This is a genomic window from Mariprofundus micogutta, assembly GCF_001895085.1.
Taxonomy (GTDB): Bacteria; Pseudomonadota; Zetaproteobacteria; order Mariprofundales; family Mariprofundaceae; genus Mariprofundus; species Mariprofundus micogutta.
Map to the genome: position 1 here is coordinate 115270 of NZ_BDFD01000002.1, position 14986 is coordinate 130255.

20 protein-coding genes and 1 pseudogene are annotated in these 14986 nt (G+C 49.4%); 16 read left to right on the plus strand and 5 right to left on the minus strand.

All coding sequences use genetic code 11. The annotated features are described in order from the left end of the window. The 16 genes and pseudogenes from MMIC_RS01805 to MMIC_RS01880 all read left to right on the plus strand — a co-directional run bounded on the left by MMIC_RS01805 (position 1) and on the right by MMIC_RS01880 (position 13168). Positions 1-729: a FliA/WhiG family RNA polymerase sigma factor gene (locus MMIC_RS01805; RefSeq protein ID WP_072658709.1), complete on the plus strand. Its 729-nt coding sequence runs from the start codon at positions 1-3 to the stop codon at positions 727-729. Between the two features lie 2 nt (positions 730-731). Next, positions 732-1214, plus strand: coding sequence for a DUF6115 domain-containing protein (locus tag MMIC_RS01810; protein ID WP_072658612.1), 483 nt, complete (start codon positions 732-734; stop codon positions 1212-1214). A gap of 483 nt (positions 1215-1697) precedes the next feature. Further along, positions 1698-2441, plus strand: a complete 744-nt coding sequence (locus MMIC_RS01815; protein ID WP_072658613.1) for a flagellar hook-basal body protein — start codon at positions 1698-1700, stop codon at positions 2439-2441. Between the two features lie 12 nt (positions 2442-2453). Then, positions 2454-3241: pseudogene (flgG, locus tag MMIC_RS01820) on the plus strand (flagellar basal-body rod protein FlgG). Positions 3242-3245: 4 nt separating this feature from the next. Next, the gene (flgA, locus tag MMIC_RS01825) at positions 3246-3965 is read left to right on the plus strand and encodes a flagellar basal body P-ring formation chaperone FlgA (RefSeq protein WP_072658614.1); all 720 of its coding nucleotides are present in this window, start codon (positions 3246-3248) and stop codon (positions 3963-3965) included. Next, the gene (locus MMIC_RS01830) at positions 3962-4657 is read left to right on the plus strand and encodes a flagellar basal body L-ring protein FlgH (RefSeq protein ID WP_072658615.1); all 696 of its coding nucleotides are present in this window, start codon (positions 3962-3964) and stop codon (positions 4655-4657) included. The genes flgA and MMIC_RS01830 overlap by 4 nt, the downstream gene beginning before the upstream one ends. Then, the gene (locus tag MMIC_RS01835; protein WP_072658616.1) at positions 4645-5769 is read left to right on the plus strand and encodes a flagellar basal body P-ring protein FlgI; all 1125 of its coding nucleotides are present in this window, start codon (positions 4645-4647) and stop codon (positions 5767-5769) included. The genes MMIC_RS01830 and MMIC_RS01835 overlap by 13 nt, the downstream gene beginning before the upstream one ends. Next, the gene (locus MMIC_RS01840) at positions 5769-6281 is read left to right on the plus strand and encodes a rod-binding protein (RefSeq protein ID WP_072658617.1); all 513 of its coding nucleotides are present in this window, start codon (positions 5769-5771) and stop codon (positions 6279-6281) included. The genes MMIC_RS01835 and MMIC_RS01840 overlap by 1 nt, the downstream gene beginning before the upstream one ends. Further along, on the plus strand, positions 6271-6561 hold the full coding sequence (flgM, locus tag MMIC_RS01845) for a flagellar biosynthesis anti-sigma factor FlgM (RefSeq protein ID WP_072658618.1): 291 nt from the start codon (positions 6271-6273) through the stop codon (positions 6559-6561). The genes MMIC_RS01840 and flgM overlap by 11 nt, the downstream gene beginning before the upstream one ends. Continuing rightward, on the plus strand, positions 6552-7010 hold the full coding sequence (gene flgN, locus MMIC_RS01850; protein WP_072658619.1) for a flagellar export chaperone FlgN: 459 nt from the start codon (positions 6552-6554) through the stop codon (positions 7008-7010). The genes flgM and flgN overlap by 10 nt, the downstream gene beginning before the upstream one ends. Beyond that, positions 7007-8737 carry a flagellar hook-associated protein FlgK gene (flgK, locus tag MMIC_RS01855; protein WP_072658620.1) on the plus strand — a complete coding sequence of 577 codons (1731 nt, stop codon included), beginning with the start codon at positions 7007-7009 and terminating at the stop codon, positions 8735-8737. The genes flgN and flgK overlap by 4 nt, the downstream gene beginning before the upstream one ends. Then, positions 8734-9918: a flagellar hook-associated protein FlgL gene (gene flgL / locus MMIC_RS01860; protein ID WP_072658621.1), complete on the plus strand. Its 1185-nt coding sequence runs from the start codon at positions 8734-8736 to the stop codon at positions 9916-9918. Before flgK ends, flgL begins: the two co-directional genes overlap by 4 nt. Before the next feature lie 6 nt (positions 9919-9924). Next, complete coding sequence (csrA, locus tag MMIC_RS01865) at positions 9925-10179, plus strand: carbon storage regulator CsrA (protein WP_072658622.1); 255 nt, start codon at positions 9925-9927, stop codon at positions 10177-10179. Further along, positions 10142-10585, plus strand: a complete 444-nt coding sequence (fliW, locus tag MMIC_RS01870; RefSeq protein ID WP_227819301.1) for a flagellar assembly protein FliW — start codon at positions 10142-10144, stop codon at positions 10583-10585. Before csrA ends, fliW begins: the two co-directional genes overlap by 38 nt. Positions 10586-10656: 71 nt before the next feature. After that, on the plus strand, positions 10657-12036 hold the full coding sequence (locus MMIC_RS01875; protein ID WP_072658624.1) for a YihY family inner membrane protein: 1380 nt from the start codon (positions 10657-10659) through the stop codon (positions 12034-12036). After that, a complete protein-coding gene (locus tag MMIC_RS01880; RefSeq protein ID WP_072658625.1) occupies positions 12029-13168 on the plus strand; it encodes a M24 family metallopeptidase in 1140 nt (379 codons plus the stop codon). The genes MMIC_RS01875 and MMIC_RS01880 overlap by 8 nt, the downstream gene beginning before the upstream one ends. Positions 13169-13246: 78 nt before the next feature. Here the strand turns inward: MMIC_RS01880 and MMIC_RS12925 are convergent, their stop codons facing one another. The 5 genes from MMIC_RS12925 to MMIC_RS01905 all read right to left on the minus strand — a co-directional run bounded on the left by MMIC_RS12925 (position 13247) and on the right by MMIC_RS01905 (position 14953). Beyond that, the gene (locus MMIC_RS12925; protein ID WP_072658626.1) at positions 13247-13462 is read right to left on the minus strand and encodes a GDCCVxC domain-containing (seleno)protein; all 216 of its coding nucleotides are present in this window, start codon (positions 13460-13462) and stop codon (positions 13247-13249) included. Beyond that, positions 13455-13673, minus strand: a complete 219-nt coding sequence (merF, locus tag MMIC_RS01890) for a mercury resistance system transport protein MerF (protein ID WP_072658627.1) — start codon at positions 13671-13673, stop codon at positions 13455-13457. The genes MMIC_RS12925 and merF overlap by 8 nt, the downstream gene beginning before the upstream one ends. An 11-nt stretch (positions 13674-13684) precedes the next feature. Further along, entirely contained in the window at positions 13685-14023 is a 339-nt protein-coding gene (locus MMIC_RS01895) for a mercuric transporter MerT family protein (protein ID WP_072658628.1), read from the minus strand. Beyond that, a complete protein-coding gene (locus MMIC_RS01900; protein WP_072658629.1) occupies positions 14016-14411 on the minus strand; it encodes a heavy metal-responsive transcriptional regulator in 396 nt (131 codons plus the stop codon). The genes MMIC_RS01895 and MMIC_RS01900 overlap by 8 nt, the downstream gene beginning before the upstream one ends. A gap of 140 nt (positions 14412-14551) precedes the next feature. Next, positions 14552-14953, minus strand: coding sequence for an STAS/SEC14 domain-containing protein (locus tag MMIC_RS01905; RefSeq protein WP_072658630.1), 402 nt, complete (start codon positions 14951-14953; stop codon positions 14552-14554). Between the last annotated feature and the right edge of the window lie 33 nt (positions 14954-14986).

Here is a 14986-nt window from a genome sequence, read left to right on the forward strand (position 1 = left end):
ATGCCACAATATAGCTCCACTCCGGCCCCTACTCCGGATGAACTGCTGGAGGAGTACCTGCCATTGGTTCGCTACCACGCAGATCAGTTAATGCGACGCACACCGGACTCGATTGAACTCGATGATCTGATCAATGCCGGTGTCATCGGCCTGCTGGATGGCTCCCAGCGATTTGATCAAACCCGCGAAGTACAGTTTAAAACCTTTGTATCCTACCGAGTGCGTGGTGCCATGATTGATTATCTGCGTGCATTCGACTGGATGCCACGCGGCTTACGCGATCATGCCAAGGAGATGCAGGGTGCATTTGCCGAACTCGAACAGCGCTATGGCCGCCCTGCCAGTGAGGAAGAGATAGCCAAACATCTGGAGATAAACATCGATGAATATCGCCAACGGCTGAATCAGGTACGTACCATGTCTGTCGTGCATTTTGATGATCTGCCCATTGCAGGCAATCAGGATGAAGATCTGAGCATTCTTGAAACACTGGAAGGCGATCCGGAACTGGGCCCTGAACATCAGAATACAATGGCTCAGTTTGTCACACAGCTGGCCGATGCGATCAGCAAGCTGCCTGCGCGCGAAAATGTATTGATTACCCTCTATTATTATGAAGAACTGACCATGAAAGAGATTGCCCTGATTCTGGGACTGACTGAATCACGTGTATCCCAATTGCATTCGCAGATGGTACTGCGCATGCGCTCACTCATGGGGCTGGCTTAAACATGGAAGCCTTAACTCTGTTCCTCGACCAGTGGCTGAGTCTGGTCATCGATGTTGTGCTGATTATCGGTGTCTTTTTTCTCTGGCTGACCTGGTATCGCAATGGCCGCCGCCAGCAATATCTTGAACAACTGCTTGCCAGTACTGCGCAACAGCTCGACGAAGCCACTCAGCATTTGAATCAGGCCACGCAACTGATCTCCCAGGTGCAGCAGAAAGAGGAGCAACGGCTGGAGTCCAAGGCTGAACCTGTGCAAGCAAAACCGCGTGCAGTCGAAACGACCCGGCCTGAGCCACCTGTCAAAAAACAGGCTGAAGCGACAAAAAATGCACCGCCCGAAAACAGTTCTCAGGCCACAATGATCCTGCGCATGAAACGTGAAGGTGAAACCCCTGAAGCGATTGCCGATCGTCTGGACCTCCCGCTGGCCCAGGTCAAACTGGTACTGAAGATGTACGCCCCATCCAGCAAGTCCGCAGCTTAATCGTATCCGACCTAATTCTCCCTCCCAGACAAATCATCAGGACAGATGATTTGCACGTATTACGCCCAAAGGGATGAAGGTCATGGATAACCTGAATGACAAATCTGGGCACCATTGACATGAAGAGCTACATCTCAACTCCTAACTGACTCAAACTGGCTGATAGGCGACCCTCGTTAGAGACCTTCCAGCCACCCCAAACTGGGCTCGGACAGGTAGATGCTGGCAACCATTCGAGATTGATCTGCTTAAGTCCTTCGTAACATCGAAGTAAGCATTCACTGCTATTATTTATTTGCACATGAGTTATTTGCATAGAGGAAAAAAAGTTCCCTGAAAAGCGGAAAAAAGTTCCCACATAGAAACCGGAAGCATTTTCATAACACCATAAATAGCTGTAATTAAATAACTTTTTTAAATCCTTTGGCTGGCCGCAATCTTGCAATAGATAGGCAGGCAAGATTAATAAGGCAGGAGATAACAATGCAACTTGGTTTCTTTATTTCGGGTGGCGCAGGCCAGATGATGCAAAATCGTCTTGATAGCATCAGTAACAACCTGGCGAATGCGAGCACCGTAGGTTACATGGAGGATCGCACAGCGTTCTCATCCATGTTTTCCAGCAAGATGGGCCGTGAAGGCATCCCGGACAACACTTCCGCAGCTCACCTATCCATGAACACACAATATACCAGCATCGAACCGGGCTCGATCCGTAGCACCGGTGGCGAGTTTGATTTCGCTATTCACGGCAAAGCATTTTTCCGCGTACAGATGCAGAATGGTACTGAAGCACTGACTCGTGCCGGTAACTTTCAGATTGATGCTGAAGGCAACCTGAAGACTCAGAATGGTCATCCGGTTCTGGACAATAATGGTTCAGCCATTCAACTACCACGCGGCGAAGTCAGCGCAACGAAAAATGGTACAATCTTTGTCAACGGAGACCCGGTCACTGAACTGGGGCTCTCCATGCTTGTTGATCCGCGTAAAATCCAGAAGAGCGAAGGTGTGCTGATTCATACGCCGAAAGAGAATGTCGCTCCGGCGGACAATTCCGTTTCTGTGCATCACCATTCACTTGAAGAGTCGAACGTGAATTCAGTTCTGACCATGACAGAGATGATCGCCACCACGCGCGAATACGAATCAATGATGAAAACTTTAGAAAACTATAATCAACAGGCCTCTCTGCTCAATGACAGAGTCGGTCTGGTTCAGGGATAAGGGAGTAGTATTATGATGCGCTCATTATGGACTGCCGCTACAGGCATGGCAGCACAAAGTCTCAACGTGGATGTGATATCCAATAATATTTCCAATGTGAATACGACAGGTTTTAAACGCGGTCGTGCAAACTTTCAGGATCTGATGTACCAACAGGTGAAAGCGCCGGGTTCAGAAGCAAGTTCTGCCGGCACACAGCTGCCAACAGGCATTCAGGTCGGCCTCGGTGTACGCGCCGCCAGTGTCGACAGCATCTTCTCTGAAGGCAGTTTCCAGCAGACAGATAATCCGCTGGATCTGACCATTCAGGGTCGGGGTTTCTTCCAGATCCAGACACCGAATGGTGATACACCTATACCCGCGACGGTAAATTCAGTGTTGATTCAACCGGACAAATTGTTACCCAGAATGGTGATATTGTATTACCGGGTATCACAGTTCCGGCCGATGCTCAGTCCATTCAGATCTCTCAGGATGGTACGGTCTCCGTGGTTCAACCCGGCGCAGTTCAGAGTATTATTGGTCAGTTTCAGATTGCCGATTTCATTAATCCGGCAGGTCTGACTCATCTGGGCTCCAACCTCTTTCAAACCAGCAACGCCTCCGGCGAAGCTGTGATCGGTAATCCCACCGAAAATGGTCTTGGCTCAATCGGCCAGGGCATGCTGGAGATGTCCAATGTCAGCATGGTTGAAGAGATGGTAAATCTGATTGCCGGTCAAAGGGCCTATGAAATGAACTCCAAAGCGATCCAGGCTGCTGATGAAATGCTGCAGACTGCGAATAACGTGAGGAGATAATTCCATGCTTCGCCACCCATTGTCCCGAACCTTGAGCCCTGTTGCTTTGTTGCTGGCCGTGCTGCTACCTGCCTTAATCCTGCCTACGATTACTTTGGCAGCGCCGGATGCAACCATGCAGCAATCGCTCAAAAAGTTCTTCGACAATGGCGTGGCGCTGCGTGGCGCAACCGCAGAGTTGATTCGGGTAGAGAGCTGGCCTCAGACCACCGGTGCTGTCTCCTGGTCCTTGCCCAATCGCCTGCATGGCCATCCCAAACGCTTCTCAATGATCGCCCAGCAGGGTAAAAAACGCTGGTATGTTCCTGTTCGTGTTCACTGGTGGACCAGGGCCATTGTGATGAAACAGCCCGTTCCGGCACGCAGCTTGCTCTCTAGAGATATGATGATCGTAAAACGTACCGATATTGCAGGCCACAGTGGCCACTGGTGGGAAGAAAAATCTGCCCTTGAGGGCATGCGCCTGAATCGTCCACTCAATAAAGATGCAGTAGTATTAAGCAGTTACGTCAATGTTCAGCCTATGATCAAACGCGGTGACATCGTACAGATCATCCTCGACCTTGGTCACCTGCATGTGCGTGCAGAAGGGAAAGCTTTGCGCTCAGGCGGCAAAGGTGACCGCCTGCTGGTGCAAAACCTGCGCAGTAAAGAGGTACTTCAGGCCACCATTGAGAACAGGGATACAGTTCGAGTCCGTTTTAATAATGGGAGACAAGGATGAAAACCTCGACACTCTTGATACTGATCAGCGCCGCATCACTGCTACTGGCAGGCTGCATGCCACGCGCCAACAAAGCACTCGATGCAGAGATCGAAAAAGACGTCAATACAGCACTGAGCACCCCTGAAACCGACAACAGTGCCACAGGCTCACTATGGGCTAATGGCGGTGCCGGTTTCCTGACCGATCCTAAAGCGACCCGCGTGGGCGACCTGGTGACAGTACTGGTTTCCGAAAATGCCAAAGCGACACGATCACTGGGCTCCAAACAGAGCAAGTCTTCAGATCGCTCTACAAGTATGAATGCCAATATTGCTTATGGAAATGCATTACAGAATGCCAATGTCAGCCCATCCGGCAGTATCGGTATGAGCAACGGCAAAACCTTTGATGGCTCCGGCTCCACCAATAACTCCGACACACTGACTGCCAGTGTCACATCGGTAGTTACGAAAGTATACCCCAACGGAAACATGTACATCGTTGGTAAACGTCAACTGACAATCAACCACGAACCTCAGGAGATCACCTTCACAGGTGTAATCCGCCCGATCGATATTGCATCGGATAACTCCATCCCTTCAGCAAAAGTGGCACAGGCCAATATCAGCTACGGCGGCACAGGTGCCATCGCCAACACTGCGCATGAAGGATGGGCATCACAGACTCTGGATCAGATATGGCCATTCTAATGAAACTTAACCTACCCCGTTCACTCTTCGCACTGCTGGCAGCCTGCATGCTGCTCATGCCGGCCCAGTTGCAGGCTGAACGTATCAAAGACCTTGCCGATATCGAAGGTGTACGCGGCAATGCCCTGATTGGTTACGGTCTGGTTGTCGGCCTGAACGGCACAGGTGATTCCGGCACCTCTTCGCCTTTTACTGTTAACAGTATCACCGCGCTGCTGGAAAGGCTGGGTGTGAATGTTCGAGCTGATATCAGTAAAATGAAACCTAAAAACATTGCTGCAGTCATGGTCACAACTGAACTGCCTGCTTTTGCCCGTCCGGGTCAGCAACTGGATATCACTGTATCAAGCATCGGCGATTCCAAGAGCCTGAGAGGCGGCACCCTGCTGGTGACACCCTTGCTTGGCGGTGATGGCAAACCTTACGCTGTTGCACAGGGCGGGCTCTCTATCGGTGGTTTTGCTGCTGCAGGCAAAGGTGGCAACACCACCAAGAACCACCCTACTGCAGGCCGTATACCCAATGGAGCCCGCGTCGAAAGAGCTGCGCCTCACGGGCTGTATGCCGATCAGGAGCAGGTTGTCCTGAGTCTGCGCCGTCCCGACTTCACAACTGCCCGCACCATGCAGAATGCAATTAATGCCAAACTCGGTGAAGGCATGGCACGTGCTACAGACTCCGGCACCATCAAGGTATGGAACCCCAAGGGAAATGCCATTGATCTGATTGCTGATCTGGAACAGATCGATTTGGACATTGACCACAGGGCTGTTGTTGTCGTGGATGAACGTACCGGCACAATTGTGATGGGTCAGGAAGTGCGCATTGATAAAGTGGCTGTGGCTCACGGTAACATTACAGTCAGTGTCTCGGAAAATCCGGAAGTTTCTCAGCCGAATGCTTTCGCTGGCGGACAGACCGCAACGGTTGATCGTACCAATGTCGATGTCAGTGAAGATGAAGCCAAGCTGGTAGTGCTACCCAAACAGGTTTCACTCTCAGAGCTGGTGAGTGCACTTAACGCTGTCGGTGCCACTCCGAGTGATCTGATCGCAGTGCTGCAGGCTATTAAAGCTGCAGGTGCGCTGCACGCTGACTTAAGGACCATGTAATGAAAGATCTCGTCGAATTCACCATCGACAAACTGCTACAGCAGGAGCGTATGCAGAAGCCGGCAACGGCTCAGCAGCGTGATGAATCGGGCAAGAAATTCAAACAGGTTATGGCAAAACTGCCGGATCATGCAGCCATGCATCGAGTGCCAGGCTCACAATTACCGACTGATAACAAAACCAAAGATCCGGCATTGTGGAAAACCAGCCTGGAGCTTGAGGCAATCTTTGTACAGCAGATGATGACCGAGATGCGTAAAACGGTGAACAAGTCCGAATTTCTGCCCAGCGGTTTTGCAGAAGATGTACATGGCTCCATGATGGATCAGGCCATTGCTCAGGTCAGTAGCAGACAGAGTAAATTCGGTCTTGCCGAATCGATTTACAAACAGCTGGAATCATCTCAAGGACAGGTGAACGGCGAAATTTCTACTCAAGAAATTTCACAAACTGCCGATAAATTGAAGATGGCAAATGATTTAAGCCTGGAGGCACGTAAACATGCGCATTGAACGTAATAGTGGTCCCGGCGGGGTTCAGGGTGGCACAAGTGCTGGTAAAGCCAAAGGCAAGCGTGCCCCATCCAGTGGTTCAAGCGATTCGGTGCATGTCACTGACTCCGCATCTCTGCGTGAAAAGGCTCAAGTGATGCTGGCCGACATGGACGCTGTACGTATGGAACGCATCGAAGAGATCCGTGATGCGCTGGAGAAAGGAACATTCAAATCAGACAGCCGCAAAGTTGCCACCCAGATCGTGTGCAATGCGCTGGCGGAGCACCCATGGTCATAAATCAATTATCCGCCGAAACCATGCAGCAGCTACGCAACATTCTCGAGCAGATGAACAACTATGCTGTGGCACTGGAAGAGGTCAGCAAACAGGAGCAGGACGCAATCCATGTTCTCGATTCCGATCGCATCATGCAGTTGAGTGACAGGCGCGTTGCCCTGCACCAGCAGCTTGCAGCACTGGAAGCTGAATGCCATGGCCTGCTCAGAAGTCAGGGCATTGCAGATGATATGACATTGGCAGTAGTGATTGATATGTATTGCGGCAGCAACGCTGCTGATTTTCAAGCCCTCAGGCGCAAGCTGTATGAGCGCATCATACATGTGGATAAATGTACCCAGGATAACCGCTTACACCTGCTTGCAGCGTACAATGTGACATCAACAATACTTCAACAGTTGGGACTCTCTCAAAATGAGAGCACTTACAGCAGGAGCACAGTAAAATGATCTTCCCCAGCCTGAATATCGCGGCCTCGGCCCTGCAGGCTCAGCAGTCGGCCATTGATGTGGTAGCGCATAATATCGCCAATGCAAATACGCCCGGTTATTCGCGGCAGGTTGCCGATATCGGTACGCTTTCACCTGAAAAAATCGGCGGAATGTCCTTTGGTCGTGGTGTTCAGATTCAGAATGTTCAGCGCATTATCGACCCGATCATTAACGATGCCCTGACCAATAACAGCTCGCAGCAGAGCTACTGGGACTCCCTGAATAAGGGCCTGAATGCCGTGGAAAATGTATTCGGCAGCCTCTCCAGCACCGGGCTTGCAGCATCACTGGATGAATTTTTCCTGGCATGGCAGCAGATGTCCAATAACCCTCAGGATGGTGGCCAGAAATTTAATGTGGCGGCCAAGACAAATACCGTCATCAATAATATTTCCACCATGAGTACACAGCTGAGCAATGCCCAGAACAGTGCTGATAACCAGATCTCCGATTCGCTTACACAAGCTAATCTGTTGCTGGATAAAGTGGCTTCACTCAATGCCCAGATCACCCGCCAGGAGAACATTCAGCAGGGTGTTGTCGGAGCAGCCAATGATCTGCGTGATCAGCGGGACACTGCCCTCAGGGATCTGGCCCAGATTATCCCCATTCAGGTAGTGAACAGCCATGAGAATGGTACGCTTGTACAGTCGACTAACGGTGATTTGCTGGTTCAGGATAATACAGCGCGTCATCTGGCACGTGGTACTGTTGGTGCCAATGCCTACGCACCGATTGTGATTCAGGAAACTGGAGCACCCCTCAGCGGAACCTTGAATAGCGGTAGTATTGGTGGTCTGGTTGAACTCAGAGACAATAAACTGGGTAGTTACCTGAATCAGATTAACAGCATTGCCAGTAATATGATTTTTGCCGTGAATCAAATCCATGCCAATGGCAGCAATGGTGCAGCCATGACCTCGATTACTTCTCAGGAGATCGTCAATGCGGGCCTCGCTTTGAATGATCCGCTGCAAGTAGCTCCCTTTGCATCCCAGATTCAGACCGGCAGCTTTAAGGTCCACACTTACGATGCTGCAGGCCTCCCAACACCCGCCGGAGGTACGCTGATTAATATCACCGCTGGTGTAACCACCATGAATGATGTTGCTACCAGCATTTCAGCTATTCCCGGTGTCACGGCCAGCATAGGTGGTAATGGACAGCTCACCATTGCAGCGGCAGCCGGATCCAGCTTTGCCCTGTCTGACGACACCAGTAACGTGCTTGCAGCTTATGAGATTAATAATTTCTTCCATGGCTCGACTGCAGGAACGATGGAAATCTCGGCAAATATTCAGGCAAGTGCCAACAACATCAATACAGGTCAGGTGGTCTCTGCCACTTCGGCCATTCTGGTTGGCGACAGTACAACAGCGGTTTCTATTCTGGCACTGCAGGATCAGGCCATTACCTTTGATGGCACCGTATCTTCAAGCCTGCATGACCGTACAACACTGATTTCATCGACATATGGCACGGATGTGAATATCTCCAGCCAGCAGTTGCAGTACCGGACCTCAGAAGCTGTCTCCCTGAATAGTCAGAGAGAGTCCATTTCCGGTGTGAATATTGACGATGAACTGGTCACCATGATCAAATTCCAGCGCGCATATGAAGCGTCGGCCAAGATCATTACCACTTCCAATCAGATGCTTGATTCACTGCTGGGGCTGATCCGATGAGAATTACTACTTCACAGTTATATGACAACCTGTTGCAGGGTGTTCAGCAGCAACTGAATATCCAGAACAAGGGAAATGCCCAGATTACTTCAGGCACCCGCTTCCAGACGCCTGCAGAAGCAGCGCTCGACTACCGCACCTCTCTCGACATCCGGCATGCACAAAAATCTGTGGATGGCGGCATTGAAGCCATTGCCATTGCAGAATCAAGGCTGGCTGTCAGCCAGAATCATCTGAATAACATGGGTAATATTTTTTCGCGCGCACAGACCCTGGCGGTTCAGCAGGCCTCCGGACAGATTTCTTCCATAGACAGACAGGCCGCCATTTCAGAAATCACGCATTTAACGACAACCATGCTCAATAACGCCAATCAGAAATGGCAGGGACAGGCACTCTTCTCCGGCACAGCCGTCGATAAAGTACCTTTTGTCACCAATGCATTTAATGCTGGCACGGCAGTTTTTGCAGCCGGCGCTAACACTTCCATCACCAATATTTCGCAAACCGCAAACCCTTCTGCAGTTAATGATACATATGCCGTCACACTCGATGCAGCTGGTACCAGCATCGCCAGTATCACCAACAGCTTGGGAACCAACCTGCTGGCTGCTCCCGTGCCTCTTGTTGCCGGTGCCAACGCAGTCACACTCAGCAATAGTGCGGAACTGAGCATCACTTACAACGGCACGCCTGACACTGTGAATCAGGCTGGTGGTTCGCTGACCGTATCCGGAGCAACAGCGGCGGGCAGTGTATCTTACGCTGGCAGTGATCAGGACCGTGTAGTTACCGTCAACCCTTCCCTGCAGATCACAAGCAACATCAGAGGTGATGACCCGGCATTTACCGCGGCATTCCAGGCACTGCAGGACTTCAAAACAGCGCTGCAGACCAATAATATACAAGGCGTGACAGCATCAATTGGCGCCTTAACTGCAGCCGGTGAAGCATTGATTGATATTACTGCCGACGTCGGTGCACGCATCGATGCCCTGCAGATTACAAAAACTTCTTATGAGGATATGAAGTCCCACTTTGCAATCAGGCTGAGTACCCATGAGGGTGTGGATATCGCTTCTGTGGTCACAGAAATGAAACTATCTGAAATTGCACTGCAAGCTTCATACAGCCAGATCTCCAAGCTACAGAATCTCTCTTTGATCAACTTCCTCGGATAGCTTTGTATGCTGGTCTTACGAAGGAAAATCGGGCAAGCCATCCAGATCAATGATGATATACGTATCGTTATTCAGGACGTACAGAATGAACATATAGTACGCATTGGTATTGAAGCACCTGCTGAAATTCCGGTGCATAGACTGGAAATTTACAACTTGATTCAGGAAGAAAACAAGTCTGCCGGTGGCGCAGGAGCACTAGACTGGTTAAAAGGAGCGTCAAATGGCAGCGACAGCGACGGAAACAGTGATGAAACCTGAAACACAAAGCGATGAATCCTTTCACTTCCCGCAGGGCATTGCCGGCTTTACGGATGCCAAAGAGTTTGGTTTTATCTATCAGGGACATGGTGACATTGTCTGTATTCAGTCTATTGATCAGCCCGAGGCTTCATTTTTACTGACTCCCTGGGATGAAAAACGACTCGGTCCGGCACCATCATTACCAAAAGACCAGCATGAATGCATGCAGATTAAAGATGAGAAAGATCTCATGTGGATGCTGGTCCTCAATCCATTTGTTGATAAACAGTGGGTCACGGCCAATCTGAAGGCCCCGATTGCCTTGAACCTGGAAGCACGGCTGGGGCTGCAATGTATCCGCCCTGATATAGAACTGACGGATATCCGTTATAACTGGATGCCACAGCCTGAAACCAGCGACTAACAGCACACCTGTGTAGTCATTCGCTTTTCCTTCTCCCCGATTCGTTCTAAGATAGGCAATAAGGAGATACGATGACGAAACCCTCCAAAGCCTCAGTAACCCATCAGGTATCCAGAATGCTGGATATGGATGTGGCCGATGTGGCCAGCCTGCCGGCACTTTATCGTCATACCACACATCTGCTGCGCTTTGCCTACCGCGTACTTGAACGTTTCATTACAGATAAATGTATTCAGCGTGCTTCAGCTCTCGCCTACGCATCACTGTTAGCCATCGTGCCGATGGTCGCCCTCGGCTTCTCGGTATTCACCAGTTTTCAGGCCTTTGATGCTATGGCAGGCAGCGTTAGTGATTCCCTGCTTAATTATCTGCTGCCGACCAGCCAGAAAGCTGTACAGGACTATCTGGGTACAGTTGCCGACAAAACCACAGCGATCTCTGTATTCGGTGTGATCGGCCTGCTGTTTACGGCTACGGCACTGCTGAACACCATTGAAGAAGCCTTTAATGATATCTGGCGCATTACCCGTGCACGCGCCTGGTTATCCAAATTCATCACCTTCTGGGCAACCCTGACACTTGCCCCGATCCTGATCGGTGCCTCTATCTCCATCACCTCGTATATCGTCGCCCTGCCGGTCGTCTCTGATGTTGCCGAAGGTGCATCCTATATCAGCAAAGCTCCGTTTATCGTGCCCTGGCTGATGTCTTCGCTGGCCATGGCCGTAATGTACTCTGTGTTGCCCAACACATCCGTTCCGTTCCGTTATGCGGCTGTCGGTGGTCTCGTTGCCGGTGCCTTGTTTGAATGGACCAAGAGCGGCTTTGCCTTTTATGTCACCGAAGTCGCCAACTATGAACGACTGTACGGTGCCCTCTCCACCCTGCCCATCTTTCTGATCTGGATTTATCTGATCTGGGTGGTGGTGCTGCTCGGCTCTGAGATAGCCTTCTGTCTGCAACATCCGGAGCAGTCTCACCGTCAAACCAGCAGCTTCCAGCAACCGGGCATCCGTCAATTTTACTCACACCTGATTCTGCTGCGCGCTTCACAAGCTCATCGCGAAGGCAAAACCCTGAATATGGATGATCTGATCGAAGAGACTGACCTGCCGAGCAATATTTTGCAGGAGTGGCTTGATAAACTCTGCACTATCAAACTTTTACGCTATACCGAGCCCAGCGATGAAACACCGGGCTGGCTACCGGGCTTTGATTCGGAACAGATGAGCCTGCATGAGATTTTCCATCGTCTGAATGAAACGCCGATGGAAGTACCTGATGAGTGGCAGGAGAGCTCAGTAGGCAGACAACTGGCAGGACTCTACTTCCGTTTGGGGCGTGAACGATCAGGCATTCTGAAAAGCATGAATATTCATGACATCATGGAACGCGAGCACGAAAAGGATGACGCACGTGAGGAAGTTCTAAACAATACGCTGCATGACTAAATCAACAGACTCAGCCCGACTCATTATTTCAGACTCAGAACACGATGCGGATATGCTCTATGCCAGCGGCATTTTTGTTCCCGATGCCTTTATCGCAATTGAAATCGATGCAGAATGGCATGGTCTGTTTTCACCACTTGAAGTGGATCGGGCCCGTAAAAACTCCAGATTTTCGCATGTGCATCTCGATACTCCATTAAGAACAGTTGCCGAGAATTTAAACCGCAGCGGACTGGCATCTGTTGCTGCCGCATTCCTGAGTGAGCACGCCATTACCCGTGTGGAAGTTCCCGGACATTTTCCTCTCGCCTATGCAGATGCACTAAAATCATGGGGTTTTAAAGTTAAAGCCAGCGAAGGTGCGTTCTTCCCTTCGCGTGCAATTAAAAGCGAGCAGGAGATCCGTTATCTCGCCCATGCGGAGAAACTAACCCGACAATCCATGCAGCAGGCAGAAACCTATCTGGCTGCATGCAGTATCGGCGATGACAATATCCTTCGTGATAGCCAATCCGGCAAAAAAGTAAAAGCTGCTGATGTACGACGTGCCATTGAAACATTCCTGATCGGAAACGGTGCCATGCCTGCTCACACGATTGTAGCCTGCGGGCGTGAAGGTGCTGATCCGCATAATATCGGCAGCGGTTATATTCGCGCCCACCAACCGATCATTATCGATATTTTTCCACGTATTCTGGCAACCGGCTACTGGGGTGATATGACACGCACCTATGTGAAAGGCAAAGCCACGCCTGAAATCAAAAAAATCTATAATACTGTTCGCGAAGGCCAGGACATTGGCCTTTCGATGGTCAAAGATGGTGTCGATGGACCATCGATTCATCAGGCCATCACGGCCCACTTTGATAACCGCGGTTTCCCGACCAGAATGGTGCGTGGCAAACAGACCGGTTTCTTCCACGGCACCGGCCATGGTGTAGGCCTGCAGATTCACGAAGCGCCCGGCATCTCCCCTCGCCCCGGTACATTAAAGACCGGACAGGTCGTTACTGTTGAGCCGGGCCTCTACTATCCGGGTCTGGGCGGTGTTCGCATCGAAGATATGGTCGTCGTCCGCGATCACGGTTGCGACAACCTCACCAGACACAAACGCAAACTTGAGATTGATTAAATATAGCTGAACACGAACCAAACATATTTATCCAACGGCTTAAACCGGCCACAACCGGTCATTCAGGGTGTGTTAATATTATCCACAACAAGACTTATTTTGCTGAATTGGTGGACATGGAACGTCACCGTATGAGCAGTATACACAACAGTCACCGGATTTAGGTTTAAGAAGAGCATGACATGACTCACATTCATAAAACCACTGACATGCATCAGTCGGCATAGTCTCTTTTTTACTGTGTTCACATTCAGGGCAGGTAATCGTGGATTCGGCAATAATATTATCAGTCATTGGTTTTACTCTCACTGTCTTTTTTCTTTAAGGCAAAAACAGTAAGGGCTAAAAAGAATAGTAGTGCTGGCATAAGCACATAGTCGAGATAACCGACCCATGCAGACACCCCAACTATTCCTAAAAGCATTACCAAAACAGGTGTGAAACAGCATAGCGCAGAAAGGACTGCTCCTGTAATTCCTGTTTTCAATAATGTGGATGATTTCATGTTAGCTCTCCCTATTGAGTGAACAGCGGTATAATCGAGGGCGAAAATAGCATCAATAACGCAAGAACACCGAATAACCACATACCCATCGGTCTGATTACTGAGTTACAGTTTTTTTCTAAACACTTTCTGCTATTTCTCCGGTATTGCCATACTGCCCACCCAAGCAATCCAAAGGTTATTACTGCAAATAAAGGGCGGTATGGCTCAAGCGCAATAAAGGCACTTGCGGAACCAAAGCCAAGTAAAAGAAGCACAAGGGGGCCAAGGCAACACGCAGAAGCTAAGAACCCAGCCATCATCGCACCCAACAACGAAGGGGTGACCTTTTTTGAAAATGAGTCAGTCATCAGCTTCTTCCAGTGACTTCAAAATAGGACACTCTTCACTCGTACCTTCCTGTTCACATTTTTCAGCCAGTTCAACTAATACGCTTTGGATTCGGGTGAGACTTTCTATTCGAGAAGCAATTTTACTTGCCTTTATTTCTGCAATCATTTTTACCTGTGAACAGTCTGCTTGGCCTGCACGCAATGAAAGTAACTCTCGAATTTCCTCAAGGGTAAAACCAAGTTCTTTCGCATGGATAACAAATAGAAGTCGTTTAACATCACTCTCAGAGTAGTCGCGATACCCCGACATAGTGCGTTTAGGCAAGGGCAACAGTTGTCTGCGCTCATAATAACGAATGGTATCAATATTTACCTTCGTTAGTTTTGATAGTTCACCAATCTTCATGGTGCAACTCTAAACCATGAAGTATGGTCAAGGGTCAAGAATATTATTTATTAAGGTTGAACCCTGAATGACCAAAGTTAGTCGAAAGCCAAAGGGGACTTGAATGAATGACCGTGTTGGCCATTAAGGTTATTGGGCTCTTAAATTCCAAGCCACTTTCTAGCCTCATCCTTATCACGAAAAACCCTCAGGTCGTAGTGTTCTTGGTCTAGAAGCATTTGATACATTCTAGCTAATCCAAAAACAAGGTCTTTATTGCAATATACTGCAATCTTAGTTCTATCAGGGCTCAAAACTAATTCGTTTCTTGCTTCAGCCATTTTAGGAATATCACGCTCAGCTAGCTTAAGGCTAATATCAGAGTAATCGACAAAAACCCGATAACCTTCTTTTAAATCATAGGATGAAATCATTGAATAATAAGACATGAGATCATCTAGGCTTACCTCACCTATTGATGAGGCAAAAATGATATTCAAATCATCGTCATAATGAGAAGACATTGGCATAGCAGAAATATATACAATTGATAAATCATTCACATCTATTTTATGCTGAATGACTGAAGTTGGCCG

Excerpts from the sequence above, each read along its gene's own strand:
- MMIC_RS01805 (WP_072658709.1), top strand. The coding sequence starts at position 1 with ATGCCACAATATAGCTCCACTCCGGCCCCTACTCCGGATGAACTGCTG.
- MMIC_RS01810 (WP_072658612.1), top strand. The coding sequence starts at position 732 with ATGGAAGCCTTAACTCTGTTCCTCGACCAGTGGCTGAGTCTGGTCATC.
- MMIC_RS01815 (WP_072658613.1), top strand. The coding sequence starts at position 1,698 with ATGCAACTTGGTTTCTTTATTTCGGGTGGCGCAGGCCAGATGATGCAA.
- flgA (WP_072658614.1), top strand. The coding sequence starts at position 3,246 with ATGCTTCGCCACCCATTGTCCCGAACCTTGAGCCCTGTTGCTTTGTTG.
- MMIC_RS01830 (WP_072658615.1), top strand. The coding sequence starts at position 3,962 with ATGAAAACCTCGACACTCTTGATACTGATCAGCGCCGCATCACTGCTA.
- MMIC_RS01835 (WP_072658616.1), top strand. The coding sequence starts at position 4,645 with ATGGCCATTCTAATGAAACTTAACCTACCCCGTTCACTCTTCGCACTG.
- MMIC_RS01840 (WP_072658617.1), top strand. The coding sequence starts at position 5,769 with ATGAAAGATCTCGTCGAATTCACCATCGACAAACTGCTACAGCAGGAG.
- flgM (WP_072658618.1), top strand. The coding sequence starts at position 6,271 with ATGCGCATTGAACGTAATAGTGGTCCCGGCGGGGTTCAGGGTGGCACA.
- flgN (WP_072658619.1), top strand. The coding sequence starts at position 6,552 with ATGGTCATAAATCAATTATCCGCCGAAACCATGCAGCAGCTACGCAAC.
- flgK (WP_072658620.1), top strand. The coding sequence starts at position 7,007 with ATGATCTTCCCCAGCCTGAATATCGCGGCCTCGGCCCTGCAGGCTCAG.
- flgL (WP_072658621.1), top strand. The coding sequence starts at position 8,734 with ATGAGAATTACTACTTCACAGTTATATGACAACCTGTTGCAGGGTGTT.
- csrA (WP_072658622.1), top strand. The coding sequence starts at position 9,925 with ATGCTGGTCTTACGAAGGAAAATCGGGCAAGCCATCCAGATCAATGAT.
- fliW (WP_227819301.1), top strand. The coding sequence starts at position 10,142 with ATGGCAGCGACAGCGACGGAAACAGTGATGAAACCTGAAACACAAAGC.
- MMIC_RS01875 (WP_072658624.1), top strand. The coding sequence starts at position 10,657 with ATGACGAAACCCTCCAAAGCCTCAGTAACCCATCAGGTATCCAGAATG.
- MMIC_RS01880 (WP_072658625.1), top strand. The coding sequence starts at position 12,029 with ATGACTAAATCAACAGACTCAGCCCGACTCATTATTTCAGACTCAGAA.
- MMIC_RS12925 (WP_072658626.1), bottom strand. The coding sequence starts at position 13,462 with ATGACTGATAATATTATTGCCGAATCCACGATTACCTGCCCTGAATGT.
- merF (WP_072658627.1), bottom strand. The coding sequence starts at position 13,673 with ATGAAATCATCCACATTATTGAAAACAGGAATTACAGGAGCAGTCCTT.
- MMIC_RS01895 (WP_072658628.1), bottom strand. The coding sequence starts at position 14,023 with ATGACTGACTCATTTTCAAAAAAGGTCACCCCTTCGTTGTTGGGTGCG.
- MMIC_RS01900 (WP_072658629.1), bottom strand. The coding sequence starts at position 14,411 with ATGAAGATTGGTGAACTATCAAAACTAACGAAGGTAAATATTGATACC.